The sequence below is a fragment of the Aeromonas aquatica genome, from assembly GCF_000764655.1.
Classification (GTDB): Bacteria; Pseudomonadota; Gammaproteobacteria; order Enterobacterales; family Aeromonadaceae; genus Aeromonas; species Aeromonas aquatica.
In genome coordinates this window covers 1-14,459 of record NZ_JRGL01000104.1, presented here as the reverse complement: position 1 = coordinate 14,459, position 14,459 = coordinate 1, and the positions used below count along the sequence as shown (strand labels likewise).

Below are 14,459 nucleotides of genomic sequence, written 5' to 3'. Positions count from 1 at the left end.
GAATGTTTAGCAAGAGGTGTGCCAAAGGGGGATTAGAAGGGATTATTTGATCTTGTAGACGATGCCGGGGTTGCAGCGGATCATCTCGAACTTGTCGGTGAGACCAGCAAGGGACTCCGAGGCCCCCAGCATCAGATAGCCACCGGGATTGAGGCTGCTGGCGAACTGGTTGAGGATCTTGGACTTCACCTCGGGCGCAAAGTAGATGAGCACGTTGCGGCAGAAGATGATGTCGAACTTGCCGAGCAGGCTGTAGCTCTCCAGCAGGTTCAGCGGTCGGAAGCTGGTCAATTTTCTGACACGCTCCGATACCCGCATCTTGTTGTCACCATGGGCCTCGAAGAACAACCGCTTGCGCTCGGGGGACAAGCCGCGCGCCAGCGCCAGGCTGTCATAGACCCCCTCCTTGCACTGGTTAAGCATGGTGCTGGAGATATCGGTCCCCACTATCTGCACCCCGCCCGGCAAGGTACCCGGCCGCTTGACCTGCTGCTCCAGCGCCGTCATGGCGATGGAGTAAGGCTCCTGCCCAGAGGAAGAGGCGGCGGACCAGATCTTGATGGGACGGCCGCTCTTGCCAAGTTCCGGGAAAATCTTGTCGCTCAGCAGCTGAAACGGGTAGGTATCGCGAAACCACAGAGTCTCGTTGGTGGTCATGGCGTCAATCACGGCCATCTTCAGATCCCGTTCGCGCACGTTCATCGCCCGGGTCACCAGTTCAGACAGACTCTCGATACCAAACTGAGTCATCAAGGGCGACAGACGGCTCTTGACCAGATACTGTTTGTTGTCACCCAGCACTATGCCGCTCTGCAGCGCCAGAAAATGGCTGAATTGTTTGTATAAGTCGTCCGACAGTGTCTTCATGCAGTTTTTTCTTCTTTATTAGAGAGCGCCTTGTACGGCCTTGGCCAATTCATCAGGCTGGAATTTGGCAATGAAATTGTTCGCGCCAACCTTCTGTACCATGGCCTGATTGAACACCCCGCTGAGGGAGGTATGCAGGATAACATGCAACTCCTTGAGCGCGGGATTGTTGCGGATCTCCGCCGTGAAGGTGTACCCGTCCATCTCCGGCATCTCGATGTCGGAGATGACCAGCGCAATCTGATCCTTGATGGGACCCAGCTTGGCCATCTCCAGCAGCATGTTGAGCGCCTCGCGCCCGTCTTTGGCCAGCACACACTGCACCCCGATCGCCTCCAGCGCCCGCTGCACCTGCTTGCGCGCCACCGAGGAGTCATCGGCGACCAACACCGGACGCCCGTGAGGATTGCGCTCCACGCTGGCCTCCACCAGCTCGGCACTCACCTCGGTGGAGACCGGCGAGATCTCGTTGAGGATGCGCTCCACGTCCAGGATTTCCACCAACTCGCCGTCCACCTCGGTGACCGCCGTCATGTAGTTGATGCGACCGGCCCCCTTGGGCGGCGGCAGGATGGACTCCCAGTTCATGTTGATGATGCGCTCGACCGATTGCACCAGGAACCCCTGAATGGATCTGTTGTACTCGGAGATGATGATGAAGCACTTGGAAATATCCTGGATCGGGCGATTGCCCATCGCCATGCTGAGATCGATCACCGAGATGGTCTGGCCACGGATATGGGCCACACCGCGAATGCAGGAGTTGAGTTTGGGCATGACGGTCAAGGGGGGGCATTGCAGCACCTCACGCACCTTGAACACGTTGATGCCAAATCTTTGACGTCCATTGAGACGAAACAACAGCAACTCCAGTCGGTTTTGTCCCACCAGCTGGGTCCGTTGGTTGACCGAGTCCAAAATACTCGCCATAAACACTCCCTAAAAACGCTTGGCACTGATCGTGCATATGTCGCTGCATGCGGGTTGGCTTGCGTCAGACGATCGATGTCTCGGCAACCAAATTCAGCAGCAAGCATAGTTAACTACGGTGGTATACGTGATCAACTTATCGACCGGCAAGCAAAAATGATTAGTAGACTTTTCCTGATCTTACTGCCGTTTTGCGGCCTCTCTCACGCCATGGCGTCCGAGGTCACCCAATACCTGCAGGAACAGGCGCAGGAGTTCGTTCTCGGCCAGCTGGACATCCCCCTCGATGCCCAGGCCGAGGTCAAGGCCGCGGCCATCGATGAGCGGCTCCCCCTCAACCGCTGCGAGGAGGCGCTGACCATCTCCTTCCCCGCCAAGATGGAGATCCGCCGCAACACCACCGTCTATCTCAAGTGCGAATCGGCGCAGCCCTGGGATCTCTACCTGCCGGTGCGAGTCAGCATCCAGAAACCCTATGTCACAGTGGCGGCTCCGGTGGCCAAGGGCGACATCCTCAGTGAATCCATGCTGACCCTGGCCTATCAGGATCAGACCCAGATCCGGGGCGATTATCTGAGCGATCCGGCCCCCCTCATCGGCGCACGCAGCAAGCGTGAGTTGAAACCGGGCCAACCCGTTCGGCTCACTCAGGTCTGTGTGGTGTGCAAGGGGGACGAGGTAACTCTCCTCGCCGAAAATAGCAGCATGCAAATCAAAACCATGGCCCGAGCCTTGCAAGATGGCAGCTTCGGAGACATGATCAGGCTAGTTAACATTCGCTCAGGCAGGCAGGTACAGGGCACCGTCAGTGCCGTTGGTTCCGTGGTGGTCACATTCTGATTATTTTGTTAATGCTTCGATTTTTTTTCTAAAGTTCTGACCACCGTCACCGATAAACAGATAAGCGAACAGCAAAGCAGACGAAGGTAAAGCGTATGGCTATCAACAATATCAACAACTTGGCAAACAGCAGGTTGCAAAATAACGCAACCAGTCAGGGTGTGGCCAGCAAGTCTACGACCTCGGCCGAAGGCAACCGCGCGGCAACCGTCAAGACTGACTCTGTCTCCTTGACCAGCGAGGCGCAGCAATTGCAACAGATGCAGAAGACCCTCAACACCGCCTCCACCGGTAATGAAAGCCGCGTCGAAAGCCTGAAGAAGGCAGTGGCCAGTGGGGAATACAAGGTCGACAGCGCCGCCGTGGCCAAGAAGATGTTCAGTTTTGAAGCCGATCTGGATAAACGGCTCGGATGATGGATCTGCCTTCGCTGCTGCACGCCCAAGACGAATACCTCTCCCAGATGCAAGGCTTGCTGGCGGAGGAGTTTGACCTGCTCAAACAACACCAGGCCCTGGCCTTGCCGGCGCTGACCGATCGCAAGCAGCAACTGCTGCTGGCTATCGAGACCCTGGACAAGAGTCTGGCCGAGCTGCCCGATCTGCAGCAACGGCTCGCTGCCTTCCCGGCACAGATGCAGGCATTGCAAGCCAAGCTGGACGCCTGCCAGGAGCAAAACAACCTCAATGGTCGACTGCTCGAGCTCAGCATCATCTCCAACCGCCGCCTTGCCAGTTTTCTCAGCAAGCTGCGCGACAGAAATTCCCTGACCTACGACGCCAAGGGCAACACCCGCTCCGGCACCCGCTCCCTGGGTATCAAGGCCTGATCCTTTTCTCTCTTTCCATTCGTTAGCGTTTCACAGCACCAACCGCATCAGCTCGGCGCCATCGCTGCAGCCATGGATGCGCAGCATCCCCTCTTCGTAACAGCCATAACTGGCCGCCCAGTCCCCCCGTGGAAAACAGATGGATCCCGGATTCACCAGCACCAGACCCCCTTCCCGCTGCAGCAGGGGGACATGGGTGTGACCGCTGATGAACAGGCTGCCCGCCGGCAAGGGCACCTCGCCTGGGCGGTAGAGGTGACCGTGGCTGACGAACCAGCGCCGCCCGTCCACCAACAGCTGGTTGTAGGGCGCCGTGATGGGGAAATCGAGCAGCATCTGATCCACTTCCGAATCACAGTTGCCCCGCACCGCCATGATGCGGGGGGCCAGCTGATTGAGCCGCTCGGCCACCGCCGCGGGCGCATAGCCTGCCGGTACCGGATTGCGCGGGCCGTGATTGAGCAGATCCCCGAGCAGCAGGTAGTGATCCGGCTGCCAGGGGGAGAGCCGCGCCAACACCTGCTCCAGGGCATCCAGACTGCCGTGCACATCGGAAACAATGGCTATCTTCATTCCGCTTTCCTCATGGCTGACTGAAATAGAGATCCTTGGTGGCGATCGCCCCCTTCAGGTTGCGGCTGGGCAGGCCGCGCAGGCTGGGATCCACCAGCCGCATCTGGTTGTAGTGATAGACAGGAATGGCCGGCATCTCCTCCATCAGCAACTGCTCGGCCTGATGGTAGAGCCCGGTCCGGGTGGTCCCGTTCAGGGTATCCGCCGCTTGTTGCAACAGCCCATCGAAGGCCGGGTTGCAGTAGCCGCTCTCGTTCTGGGGATCCTGGCAGCGGAAACTGTTGAGCATGGAGGAAGGCTCAACATAATCACCAAACAAAAACGAGCGAGCCAGCATGAAATCTCCGCTGTCTTTCGCCACCTGGTAGGCGTTCCACTCCATGTTATTGAGCTCCACCGTCACCCCCAGCGGCTTCCACATGGCCGCCACCGCCAGCGCCAGCTTCTTGTGGTTCTCCGAGGTGTTGTAGGTCAGCGTCAGCTTGAGAGGATGGGCGCTGTTGTAACCCGCCGCCGCAAGCAATGCGACCGCCTTGGCAAGCCGGGTCGGTTGATCCAGCGAGGACAACCCGGAGCCGAGCTCCTCATAACCCGGCATGGCGGGCAGCAGGGACCAGGCCGGCGGCTCCCCCTGGCCACTGACCTTCTCGGTCAACAGGTGGCGATCGATGGCCATGGAGAGCGCCTGACGCACCCGCACATCCTGCAGTTCGGGACGGCGCAGGTTGAAGGTATAGAGATAGGTGCCGAGCAGCGGCAAGCCCCAGATCCGCTCAGGGGTTTCCTGCATGGTTTTCTGGTAATACTCCAGCGCCACCTTGTTGGTGAGCTGGATCTCCCCCGCCTCGTAGCGCAGTCGCTCGGCATGCTGGGAGGCGAGCGGCAGATAGGTGACCCGCTGGATGCGGGTGTGGGCATCGTCCCAGTACTGGGCGTTGCGTTCGGCCTCGATGCGCTCGTTCGGCACCCAGTTCACCAGCTTGTAGGCGCCATTGCTGACCAGCTTGCCGGGCTGGGTCCACTGCTTGCCAAACTGGGCGATAGCCTTGCCGTTGACCGGCACGAAGGGGCGTTGGCTGATGAGTTGCAGGAAGTAGGGCACGGGCCGCTCCAGGGTCACCTTGAGGATCTGCTCGCTCTCGGCCTCGACCCCCAGCGCCCCGAGATCGAGGGCGCCGGCATAGATGGACTGGGCATTATTGATGCCGGTGGCCAACAGCAGGCCGGCGGACGGCGAAGCCTGGGCCGGATCCAGCAGACGCCGCCAAGCGTAGACAAAATCCTGTGCCACCAGCGGCTCGCCGTTTGACCACTTCAGCTGCGGGCGCAGAAAGAAGCGCCACACCAGCCCATCCTCGCTGGTCTCCCAGCGCTGGGCCTGGGCCGGCACTATCTTGCCCTGGCCATCCTCGCTCACCAGCCCCTCGAACAGGTCCACCAGCACCACCTCCCCCGGAAAACCGGTGCGGATCTGAGCCGGATCCAGGGATTCGGGCTCGGCACCGTTGCCCTTGACCAGGGTCTGCCTGTCCGACAGCGCAGGCTGTTGCACCACAGTGGTGGCCTGCAACGGCGGTGCCAGCATCAGACCCAGCAGCACGGAAGGGAGCCAGCGACGGGCTGGCCGGTGGAGGGAGCAGTGAACTGCCGGACGGTGAACCATGACATAAACCTCATTCAATTCTTTTGACTGCAAATAAGGGGGAAGGCCGGCGCGCGCCCGAGTGAGAATGCATGATGCCGCGCTTGTTATCCCCGAAGACGGCCCGTATTGTATCGGGCTTGCCCGATAGATGGAGTCCTTCGGGGGTTTTTTTTAGGAGTTTTTATGGGGTATGAGTGGCTGGCGCTGGCCGCGGCCAGTTTATGGGCGATTGCAGCCCTGATTTCCGTCAAACCGGCCCGCCATCTGGGGGCCTTCGCCTACAGCCGCTGGCGGATGTTTCTGGTCAGCCTGATGCTGGGCAGTGCCAGCCTGGTCACCGGTGGCTGGCAGACCCTCACCGAGAGCGCCCTGCCCCTGCTGGCGCTGTCCGGGCTCATCGGCATCTTCGTCGGTGACACCGCCCTGTTCGCCTGCATGAACCGGCTGGGGCCGCGCCGCAGCGGCTTGCTGTTCTCCTGTCACGCCCTCTTCTCCGCCCTGCTCGGCCTCTGGCTGTTTGGCGAGCGGCTCGATGGTTGGCGTCTGCTGGGGGCCTTGCTGGTGCTGGCCGGGGTCATGCTCGCCATCCTGTTCGGGCGACGCGGCAATCCGCAGTCTTCTCAGCAGCACAACGAGTGGGAGCAGGTGCGCGGCCACCTGGCCATCGGCATAGGGCTGGGGCTGACCGCGGCCCTGTGTCAGAGCCTCGGGGCCATCATCGCCAAGCCGGTGATGATGAGCGGCGAGGTGGACGCGGTAAGTGCCTCCGGCATTCGCATGGGCAGCGCCCTGTTGGCGCACTCGGTGTTGCGGGTGCTGCGGGTGCCGCTCGCCCTGCCACAGAACCCCATCAACCGGCGGGTGCTCGGCATGATAGGCATCAACGGCTTCCTGGCGATGGCACTGGGGATGACGCTCATTCTGGTGGCGTTGCGTCAGGGGGACGTGGGCATGGTGGCGATCCTCTCCTCCACCACCCCGGTCATACTGCTGCCCCTGCTGTGGTGGCATTCGGGAGTGCGCCCCGCCCTGCCCGCCTGGGCTGGCGCCCTGCTGGCGACCCTGGGCACGGCCTTAGTATTGGGAGCGGGGTAAGTCGGGGGTTGATGTTGGGCTTCGCTTCGCTCAGCACCAACCTACGCCCAATCCTCAGGATCGTCCGAAGACGCTTCGCTAGTCGAATCTGCAAGTTCAATTGACCCTGTAGGTTCGATTAGCCCCAAAACGATATGATCGGACGCGGCAACATCATGGCGAAATCGGACATCCGTTGCCGGATCCCGTGATTAAAACAGGGCGATCTCGTCGTCAGTCAGTTCGCGATATTCACCCGGCGCCAGTTCCTCATCCAGCACCAGCTCCCCGATCTGTTCCCGATGCAACCCCACCACCTTGTTGCCGATGGCGGCAAACATCCGCTTCACCTGATGATACTTGCCCTCGTGAATGGTCAGCAGCGCCTCGCACTCCCCGAGCAGCTCCAGCTGCGCGGGGCGAGTCTTGTCTTCCTCGTTGCGCAGGAATACCCCGTCGGCAAACAGCGAGATGGCATCCTCGCTCACCGGATCGGCCAGCCAGACATGATAGGTCTTGGCGCACTCGTGCCTTGGCGAGGTGATGCGATGGGACCACTGGCCGTCATCGGTGATCAGCACCAGCCCGGTGGTGTCGAGATCGAGCCGGCCCACCACGTGCAGCTTGCCCATGGCGGGTTCATCCAGCAGTTGGAAGACGGTGGCGTGATCCGGATCCTCGTTGGAGCAGACGTAGCCTTCCGGTTTGTGCAGCATGAAGTAGCGATTGCGCTGATCCAGGGTGAGCATGACACCATCGAACTCCACCTGGCTCTGCTCGTTGATGTGAAAAGCAGGCTGCTTGACCAGGATCCCGTCCACCATCACCTCACCCTGACGGATCAGCTTGCCCGCCTGGGAACGGGTCAAATCGGAGCAATCGCAAAGAAACTTATCGAGCCGCATGCACAAACCTCGGAGTCCATCAATAAAGGGGCGTCATTATATCGGCCGGGCCGGACAACGCCAGCACTAAGCAAGGATGGGAGTCACTGGATACCCCTCTGCAAGCCATGGCCAGTCTGAGGTGGCACGGCCGGCTGCCGTGATCGAACGGCAGCATCATTCACTGGCTTGAGCGGGACCAGCCTGAAGACGGTGCTTGAAAGCCGCCCCCCAATGCCTCAATCTTGATGTTACATAGCGATACAAGCTGCTTTCGGTGGCAAAAACCACACAAATAGGCACAGACTCAATAGTGTCGTGGTAGATTGCTCGATAACGCGCCCGTTACGCACAATAATGTCAGGAAGCCGTATGAAGTCGAGCACGCCTCATCCCGTCATCCCCGTCAACCAGCTGCAATCAGGCATGTATGTGGTTGCCATCACCCGCCAGAGCGGCGCCATGGAAATTGCCCAGACGGGACTGGTCACTAACCCCAAACAGATCGAGGCCCTGATCCGGCGCGGGGTCAGCGCCGTGCAGGTGGATCTCTCCCGCAGCAAGCTGGTGAGCATCGACCAGACCCTCTCCCCCGAGCCCTCCCCTGCCATCACCGACCCCCAGCGTCCCGGCGCCAGTGCCAACGGCGAAGGGCGCGAACTCAAGATCCGCCGTCTGTATCAGGAGGCGCGCGCGCTGCAGGGCAAGTTCATCCGCCAGCTCAAGGCGGGGGAACCCATCGACATCACGCCGCTCGCCGCGGTTGCCGAGGAGATGGTGGACACCATGTTCAGCCACGGCGATGCCATGCTCTGCCTCGCCCGGATCCGGGCCAAGGACGCCTACCTGATGGAGCACTCCATGAACGTGGCCATCCTCTTGGCCAACTTCGGCCGCTATCTGGGGCTGGAGCACGGCGTGCTCAAGGAGCTGACCCTGGGGGGACTGCTGCACGACGTGGGCAAGATCATGACCCCGGACGAGGTGCTCAACAAACCGGGCAAGCTGACTGACGAGGAGTTTGGCGTGATGCGCCTGCACGTGGTGCACAGCCACGACATTCTGCTGGCGACGGCCGGTATCACTCCCATCATGCTGGAGGTGGCGGCCAATCACCACGAGCGGCTCGATGGCAGCGGCTACCCCCGTCGGCTGAAGGGTGCCCAGCTCTCCCTCTACACCCGCATGAGCGGCATCGTCGATGTCTACGACGCCGTGACGGCGGACAGAGTCTACAAGCAAGGTATGCAGCCGACCCAGGCGTTCCGGATCTTGCTCAAGGGGGCCGATCACCACTTCGATCGGGAGCTGGTCACCCGCTTCATCAAGTGCATGGGGGTCTATCCGGTCGGCACCCTGGTGCAGCTGTCCAACCAGCGGTTGGCCATCGTCATGCAGCGCAACCCCCAGGAGCCCCTCAAGCCGGTGGTGAAGGTGATCTATCACACCGGTCAGCGTCATTACCTCGAGGTGCAGTGGCTGGATCTCGCCAAAAACGGGGTACAGGAGCGTATAGAAAGCACGGTGGATCCCAAGGAATTTGGCATCAACCTCGCCAACTTCGTCTAACGGCTCTGGGCGTCCGGCGCCTGTTCACGGCAGTAGCGGATGAGAAATTCCTCATCCAGGGGGGACAGGCAAAAACGCTGGCTGGCCTCCTCGATGGCCCGCAAGTCGTGCTGGTGGTGCTCGCCGAGCCAGCGCACGGCGCGGCGCAGATCCTCGCCGTGGGGCAACAGACTGTGATCGCTCATGGGGAATCTCCTGCCAAGGGGCCCAGGATGCCGGGCCTCCCCAGAGTGTAGCTCCCCTGTCCCCTCCCCCGGCCTTAACCGAAGGCCCGCTGCCAATCCTGGTCGAACTTGGCGAGCGCCGCATCCACTGCCGGCACGTTGGGCAGCGACTCGGCTAGAGCGGCAGGGTGATAGACTGGCAGCCCGCCAGCAGGCAATCCAGCGCCTGACGCGGCGTTCTAAAGGAGGCCGCCAGCCACTCCCCGCAGACGGTATCTTGATCACCAGCTCCGGGTCCCGCTCGCGCAGGGCCATGGCCTCCCGCACCATCCCCGTCTCCGTTTTTGCCATCACCTGAGCGAACAGCCGCGCCTTGGGCCCCAGCAGCTCCCGCAAGGCAAGCAGCAGGCTGGCCAGGGGCAGCCCCCGGCGGCGGCAATGCTCGGGTTGGTGGTGACCCTCGCCAGCGGCAGGACCCTGGACCAGCGACACACCGCGGCCACATCGGCGGCACCTACTACGTCGGCACCTCCTCCATCTCCGCCAACGTGCCCTTCGGTGCGGCCACCCAGGCCACCCCGGATGGTCGCCACGCCCGCACGCCACTCGCAGAAGGAACCAGCCCGGGCTCGGGCTCGGGCTCGGAGAGATTGGAGCCGACGGCTGTGTTCAATTCCCTCGGCAAGCTGCCCATCGGGGCCATCCTCGGCGGCGTGCTGCTCAACCAGAAGCTGAGCCCGGCGAGCCTCGACAACCCGCGGGGCCAGGCCAAGCTGATGAGCCTGCTGCGCACCTTCTTCGGGGTGCACAAGGGTTGGCACGTGCAGTACAACATTGTCTCGCGCGAAACCCTGCTGGCGGCCAAGAAGCCGCCGGACAAGTACCGGGATCTGGTGGTGCGGGTGGCGGGCGACTCCGCCTTCTTCACCGCACTCTCCCCGGATGCCCAGGACGACATCATCGCCCGCACCGAGCACAGCCTCCGAGCGGCGGTAGGTAACAGGTGAACACGCATATTTTATCGTGTTTTCACCGCCTTACCGCCGAATGCACAAGATGCTATCATCGCCCGCATCGAGCACAGCCTCTGACGGGAACCCTCATGGCGGCCCTGCCGCCATGTTTTTTTCATCCTTCGCATCGAGCCCTTGCCATGAATCAACGCCGCCAACAGATCCTCACCCTGGTCCACCAGGCCCACAAGATGAGCGTGAGCGACCTGGCCGCACAGACCGGGGTGTCCGAGGTCACGGTACGGGGCGATCTCACCGCGCTGGAGAAACAGGGGCTGCTCAAGCGGGTGCACGGCTTTGCCATGGTCCTGAAGAGCGACGATCCCGATGCCCGCATGAACATCAACTATCCGCTCAAGGAGCGGCTCGCCGAGCGGGCCGCCCAGCTGGTGGAGGATGGCGAGACGGTGTTTATCGAGGGGGGCAGCGCCAATGCCCTGCTGGCCCGCCACCTGGCCCTGCACAAACGCGTCACCATCATCACCATCAGCAGCTTCATCGCCCATCTGCTCAAAGACACCCAGGCCCAGGTCGTGCTGCTCGGCGGTCTCTATCAGCAGCAGAGCGAGAGCGTGGTGGGACCGCTCACCCGGCGGTGCATCGAGCAGGTGCACTTCTCCAAGGCCTTCATCGGGGTGGATGGCTTTCATCCCGACGTCGGCTTCACCGGCCGCGACATGATGCGAGCCGACGTGGTCAACAGCGTGCTGGCCAAGGGGGTGACCAACGTGGTCATCACCGACAGCAGCAAGTTTGGCGTCATCCACCCCAGCCCGCTGGGCATCCTGGGACAGATCGGCGTGCTGGTCACCGATGATGCCCTGCCCGCCGCCATGCGTGGCGCCCTCGCGGCCCGCAGCGTGACCCTGCACTGCGTCGCCGCCTGACCAGCCCTTGGCGGCGCACTATTGCCACTTCCATTGCCGCTATCTGGTTGACACCCCTCACCCCTGAGCGGTTATGCTCGAGTCTCTGTCGACTCGCCGGCGCCCTTTGGCCAGTGCCTTTCGCATCACAACTGCCGTATCAACAAGGACGCATCATGCAAGCCAAGGACAAGTGTCTGGCCGCCTTGGTCATTCTGTGCTGGGGACTCAATTTCGTGGTGATCAAGTGGGGGCTGGACGGGATCCCGCCTCTGCTGCTGGGAGCCCTGCGCTTCATCGGGGTGGTGTTCCCCGCCATCCTGCTGGTGCCCAGGCCCGCCATGCCCTGGCGCTGGCTGCTGGCCTATGGCGGCGCCATCAGCCTTGGGCAGTTCGCCTTCCTGTTCAGCGCCATGAAGTTCGGCATGCCGGCGGGCATGGCCTCTCTGGTGCTGCAATCCCAGGTGCTGTTCACCCTGCTGTTCGCCATGATCTGGCTGGGGGAGCGCTGGCAGACCCATCACTGGGTGGCGCTGCCGCTGGCGGGAGGCGGCCTCTATCTGATCGCCGCCAACGGTGAGGGCAATCTCACCCTGCTCGGCTTCATGCTGACCCTGTGCGCGGCCGCCTGCTGGGGCCTTGGCAACGTCATCAACCGCCAGATTGGCCTGCGCTATCAGACCAGCTTGCCGAGCCTCATCGCCTGGGGTGGTCTGGTGCCCATCTTGCCGTTCCTCGCGCTCTCCTGGCTGTTCGAGGGGCCGGAGCGCATCGCCAGCAGCCTGCAGCACTTCAGCTGGCAGGGACTCTTGTGCGTGCTTTACCTGTCGCTGGTCGCCACCTGGCTCGGCTACGGGCTCTGGGGACGCCTGCTGATGCGCTATCCGGTGGCCCAGGTCGCGCCGCTCTCCCTTCTAGTGCCCTGTGTCGGCATGGTGGCCGCCGCCCTCCTGCTCGACGAGCATCCCAACACCCTGCAGTGGCTGGGCTCCGGCCTGGTGCTGCTTGGCTTCGTGGTGCATGTGCTGGGCGGGCGCATGAGGCTGTTCAAGCCCCAGGCCGAGCACTAAAGCAGCGGCATTGACCAACCGAGGGAAAGTTCCCATCATGAGACAGGCCCTCCCGGGCCTGACATCCTTCCCGGCAGGACGCCGATCATCAGGAGAGCAAGGACATGCTGCACCCTTCGTCACCAACCATTTCACTGTTTCCACGCCTTGTACGACTCACGACACTGGTGATCCCGCTGTTTTTCAGCACCTTTGGCTGGAGCGCCGCCCTGCCGGCGGATCTTGTGTGGGAGAGCAACGACAATGACCCCGTCTACGCCGATCCCGCCGCCCGGCGTGGCGGCACCTTCCACGACTTCATGTCGAGCTTCCCGCTCACCTTGCGCAAATACGGGCCTGACTCCAACGGCGGCTTCGCGGGCTATATCCGGGAGGGCACCCTGCCGCTGCTCGCCACCCATCCCCTCACCGGCAAGCCCATGCCCATGCTGGCGAACCAGTGGGCGTTCGGGACCGACAACAAGACCCTCTACTTTCGCATCAACCCCAAGGCCCGCTGGTCGGACGGTCAGCCCGTCACCGCCGACGACTGGCTGTTTACCCTCAAGATGATGCGCAGCAAGGAGATCAACGATCCCTGGTACAACAACTACTACAGCACCCAGATAAGCGCGGTGACCAAGTTCGACGATCACACGCTGTCCATCACCAGCGGCACCGAGAAGAGCCGGGAAGATCTGCTGGAATCCTTGCCCTTCAGTCCGGAGCCGAGCCATGCCATCAAGCTCACCGATAACTGGGTCAAGGAGTACAACTGGAAGATACTGCCGGTCACCGGCGCCTATGAGATAGGGGAGCTGAAGAAAGGCAAGTCCGTGACCTTCAATAGAGTCAAGGACTGGTGGGGGGATGGGGAGCGCTACTTCCAGCACCGTTTCAATCCCGATCAGATCGAGATCAAGGTGCTGCGGGATCAGAACATTGCCTGGCAGCACTTTCTGCGCGGCGAGCTCGATACCTTCCCGCTCGTCATGCCCAACTGGTGGCACGACAAGAGCAAGACCGCCGAATTCGACAAGGGCTATATCGACAGGATCTGGTTCTATACCCAGACGCCGCAGTCACCGATGGGGCTCTACCTCAACACCGCCGATCCCCTGCTCAGCGATCTCAATGTGCGGCTCGGCATTCAGTACGCGCTCGCCATCGACAAGATGATCGCCACCCTGCTGCGCGGGGATTACCAGCGCCTCAACAGCTATGGCTCCGGCCAGGGCGCCTTCACCAACACCGAACTCAGGGCGCGGCCCTTCGATCCCAAGCTGGCGCGGGAGTATTTCGCCAAGGCGGGTTTCACCAGGACAGGGCCCGATGGCATCTTGCAAAATGACAAGGGGCAGCCCCTCTCGCTCAACATCACCTACACCACCCAGGAGCATGCCCAGCGCCTGACCCTGCTGCGGGAAGAGGCGAAGAAGGCGGGCCTCAATCTGGAGCTGAACCTGATGGATGCCTCCGCCGGTTTCAAATCCATGCTGGAGAAGAAGCACCAGAGTGCCTGGATGGGCTGGAGCTCCGGCCGCTATCCCGCCTATTGGGAGCATTTTCACAAGGTCAATGCCAACAAGCCCCAGACCAACAACATCATGAACATCGATGACGATGCCATCACCGCCCTGGTGGAGCAGTTTGACAAGGCATTCGACTTTGCCAAGAAGGCCGAGCTGTCTCGCCAGATCCAGCAACGGCTCTATGAGCTCGCCAGCTTCGTGCCCGCCTATCAGGTGCCCTACACCCGGGCCGGCGCTTGGCGCTGGGTGAAATTGCCCAAGATCCCGGCGACCCCCAAGAGCGATCTGCTGTACTGGCCGCTCGATGGTACCAATTCGGGCTACAGCGTTGGCGGCCTGTTCTGGATCGACGAGCAGGTGAAACAGGAGACGCAAGCGGCCATCAAGAGTGGCCAGCGCTTCCCTCCCGTCACCCTGATCGATACCCGCTACCAGCAGCCTTGAACCTTGCTTGCAGCACCAAACGAAAGACCCCGCGCCATATCGGACGGGGTCTCTTGTATGAAAAGAGAGATGCCTGAAAACAAAAGACCCCGCGCCATGTCGGACGGGGTCTCTTGTACGAAAAGAGAGATGCCTGAAAACAAAAGACCCCGTGCCATATAGGACGGGGTCTCTTGTATG

Annotated in this window: 14 protein-coding genes and 3 pseudogenes; 9 read left to right on the top strand and 8 right to left on the bottom strand. The window is 61.7% G+C overall.

Going from position 1 to position 14,459, the window contains the following annotated elements; translation table 11 throughout:
• Positions 1 to 42: 42 nt before the first annotated feature.
• Together LG30_RS0112990 and LG30_RS0112985 are read right to left on the bottom strand one after the other, a co-directional pair.
• Complete coding sequence (locus LG30_RS0112990; RefSeq protein WP_033131131.1) at positions 43 to 867, bottom strand: CheR family methyltransferase; 825 nt, start codon at positions 865 to 867, stop codon at positions 43 to 45.
• An 18-nt stretch (positions 868 to 885) separates the two neighbouring features.
• Complete coding sequence (locus LG30_RS0112985) at positions 886 to 1,797, bottom strand: chemotaxis protein CheV (protein ID WP_033131130.1); 912 nt, start codon at positions 1,795 to 1,797, stop codon at positions 886 to 888.
• 234 nt (positions 1,798 to 2,031) lie between these two features.
• On the opposite strand from LG30_RS0112985, the gene flgA reads away from it, so the two are divergent.
• The 3 genes from flgA to LG30_RS0112970 all read left to right on the top strand — a co-directional run bounded on the left by flgA (position 2,032) and on the right by LG30_RS0112970 (position 3,466).
• Complete coding sequence (flgA, locus tag LG30_RS0112980) at positions 2,032 to 2,637, top strand: flagellar basal body P-ring formation chaperone FlgA (RefSeq protein WP_033131222.1); 606 nt, start codon at positions 2,032 to 2,034, stop codon at positions 2,635 to 2,637.
• Between the two features lie 95 nt (positions 2,638 to 2,732).
• Entirely contained in the window at positions 2,733 to 3,053 is a 321-nt protein-coding gene (gene flgM / locus LG30_RS0112975) for a flagellar biosynthesis anti-sigma factor FlgM (protein ID WP_033131129.1), read from the top strand.
• A complete protein-coding gene (locus LG30_RS0112970) occupies positions 3,050 to 3,466 on the top strand; it encodes a flagella synthesis protein FlgN (protein WP_033131128.1) in 417 nt (138 codons plus the stop codon). Before flgM ends, LG30_RS0112970 begins: the two co-directional genes overlap by 4 nt.
• A gap of 30 nt (positions 3,467 to 3,496) precedes the next feature.
• Here the strand turns inward: LG30_RS0112970 and yfcE are convergent, their stop codons facing one another.
• The gene (gene yfcE / locus LG30_RS0112965) at positions 3,497 to 4,039 is read right to left on the bottom strand and encodes a phosphodiesterase (protein ID WP_033131127.1); all 543 of its coding nucleotides are present in this window, start codon (positions 4,037 to 4,039) and stop codon (positions 3,497 to 3,499) included.
• Positions 4,040 to 4,049: 10 nt separating this feature from the next.
• Entirely contained in the window at positions 4,050 to 5,702 is a 1,653-nt protein-coding gene (locus tag LG30_RS0112960) for a peptide ABC transporter substrate-binding protein (protein WP_033131126.1), read from the bottom strand.
• A 165-nt stretch (positions 5,703 to 5,867) separates the two neighbouring features.
• Here LG30_RS0112960 and LG30_RS0112955 point away from each other — a divergent pair, with 165 nt between their 5' ends.
• Positions 5,868 to 6,779, top strand: a complete 912-nt coding sequence (locus LG30_RS0112955) for a DMT family transporter (RefSeq protein ID WP_033131125.1) — start codon at positions 5,868 to 5,870, stop codon at positions 6,777 to 6,779.
• Between the two features lie 191 nt (positions 6,780 to 6,970).
• On the opposite strand, the gene rsuA is transcribed toward LG30_RS0112955, so the two are convergent.
• Positions 6,971 to 7,663: a 16S rRNA pseudouridine(516) synthase RsuA gene (rsuA, locus tag LG30_RS0112950; RefSeq protein WP_033131124.1), complete on the bottom strand. Its 693-nt coding sequence runs from the start codon at positions 7,661 to 7,663 to the stop codon at positions 6,971 to 6,973.
• A 351-nt stretch (positions 7,664 to 8,014) separates the two neighbouring features.
• Between rsuA and LG30_RS0112945 the strand changes: the two genes are divergently transcribed.
• Complete coding sequence (locus LG30_RS0112945) at positions 8,015 to 9,211, top strand: HD-GYP domain-containing protein (protein WP_033131123.1); 1,197 nt, start codon at positions 8,015 to 8,017, stop codon at positions 9,209 to 9,211.
• Here the strand turns inward: LG30_RS0112945 and LG30_RS0112940 are convergent.
• The 3 genes and pseudogenes from LG30_RS0112940 to LG30_RS23020 all read right to left on the bottom strand — a co-directional run.
• On the bottom strand, positions 9,208 to 9,396 hold the full coding sequence (locus LG30_RS0112940; RefSeq protein WP_033131122.1) for a hypothetical protein: 189 nt from the start codon (positions 9,394 to 9,396) through the stop codon (positions 9,208 to 9,210). The genes LG30_RS0112945 and LG30_RS0112940 overlap by 4 nt on opposite strands.
• Positions 9,397 to 9,470: 74 nt before the next feature.
• Positions 9,471 to 9,631: pseudogene (locus LG30_RS23025) on the bottom strand (fructose-6-phosphate aldolase); the annotation flags it as partial.
• 9 nt (positions 9,632 to 9,640) lie between these two features.
• A pseudogene (locus LG30_RS23020) lies at positions 9,641 to 9,878 on the bottom strand (beta/alpha barrel domain-containing protein); the annotation flags it as partial.
• On the opposite strand from LG30_RS23020, the pseudogene LG30_RS0112930 reads away from it, so the two are divergent.
• The 4 genes and pseudogenes from LG30_RS0112930 to LG30_RS0112915 all read left to right on the top strand — a co-directional run.
• Positions 9,870 to 10,382: pseudogene (locus tag LG30_RS0112930) on the top strand (glycine radical domain-containing protein); the annotation flags it as partial. The pseudogenes LG30_RS23020 and LG30_RS0112930 overlap by 9 nt on opposite strands.
• A 146-nt stretch (positions 10,383 to 10,528) precedes the next feature.
• Positions 10,529 to 11,275, top strand: coding sequence for a DeoR/GlpR family DNA-binding transcription regulator (locus tag LG30_RS0112925; RefSeq protein WP_033131120.1), 747 nt, complete (start codon positions 10,529 to 10,531; stop codon positions 11,273 to 11,275).
• Between the two features lie 155 nt (positions 11,276 to 11,430).
• A complete protein-coding gene (locus LG30_RS0112920; protein ID WP_033131119.1) occupies positions 11,431 to 12,324 on the top strand; it encodes an EamA family transporter in 894 nt (297 codons plus the stop codon).
• Between the two features lie 104 nt (positions 12,325 to 12,428).
• A complete protein-coding gene (locus LG30_RS0112915; RefSeq protein ID WP_033131118.1) occupies positions 12,429 to 14,279 on the top strand; it encodes an extracellular solute-binding protein in 1,851 nt (616 codons plus the stop codon).
• Positions 14,280 to 14,459: the final 180 nt, after the last annotated feature.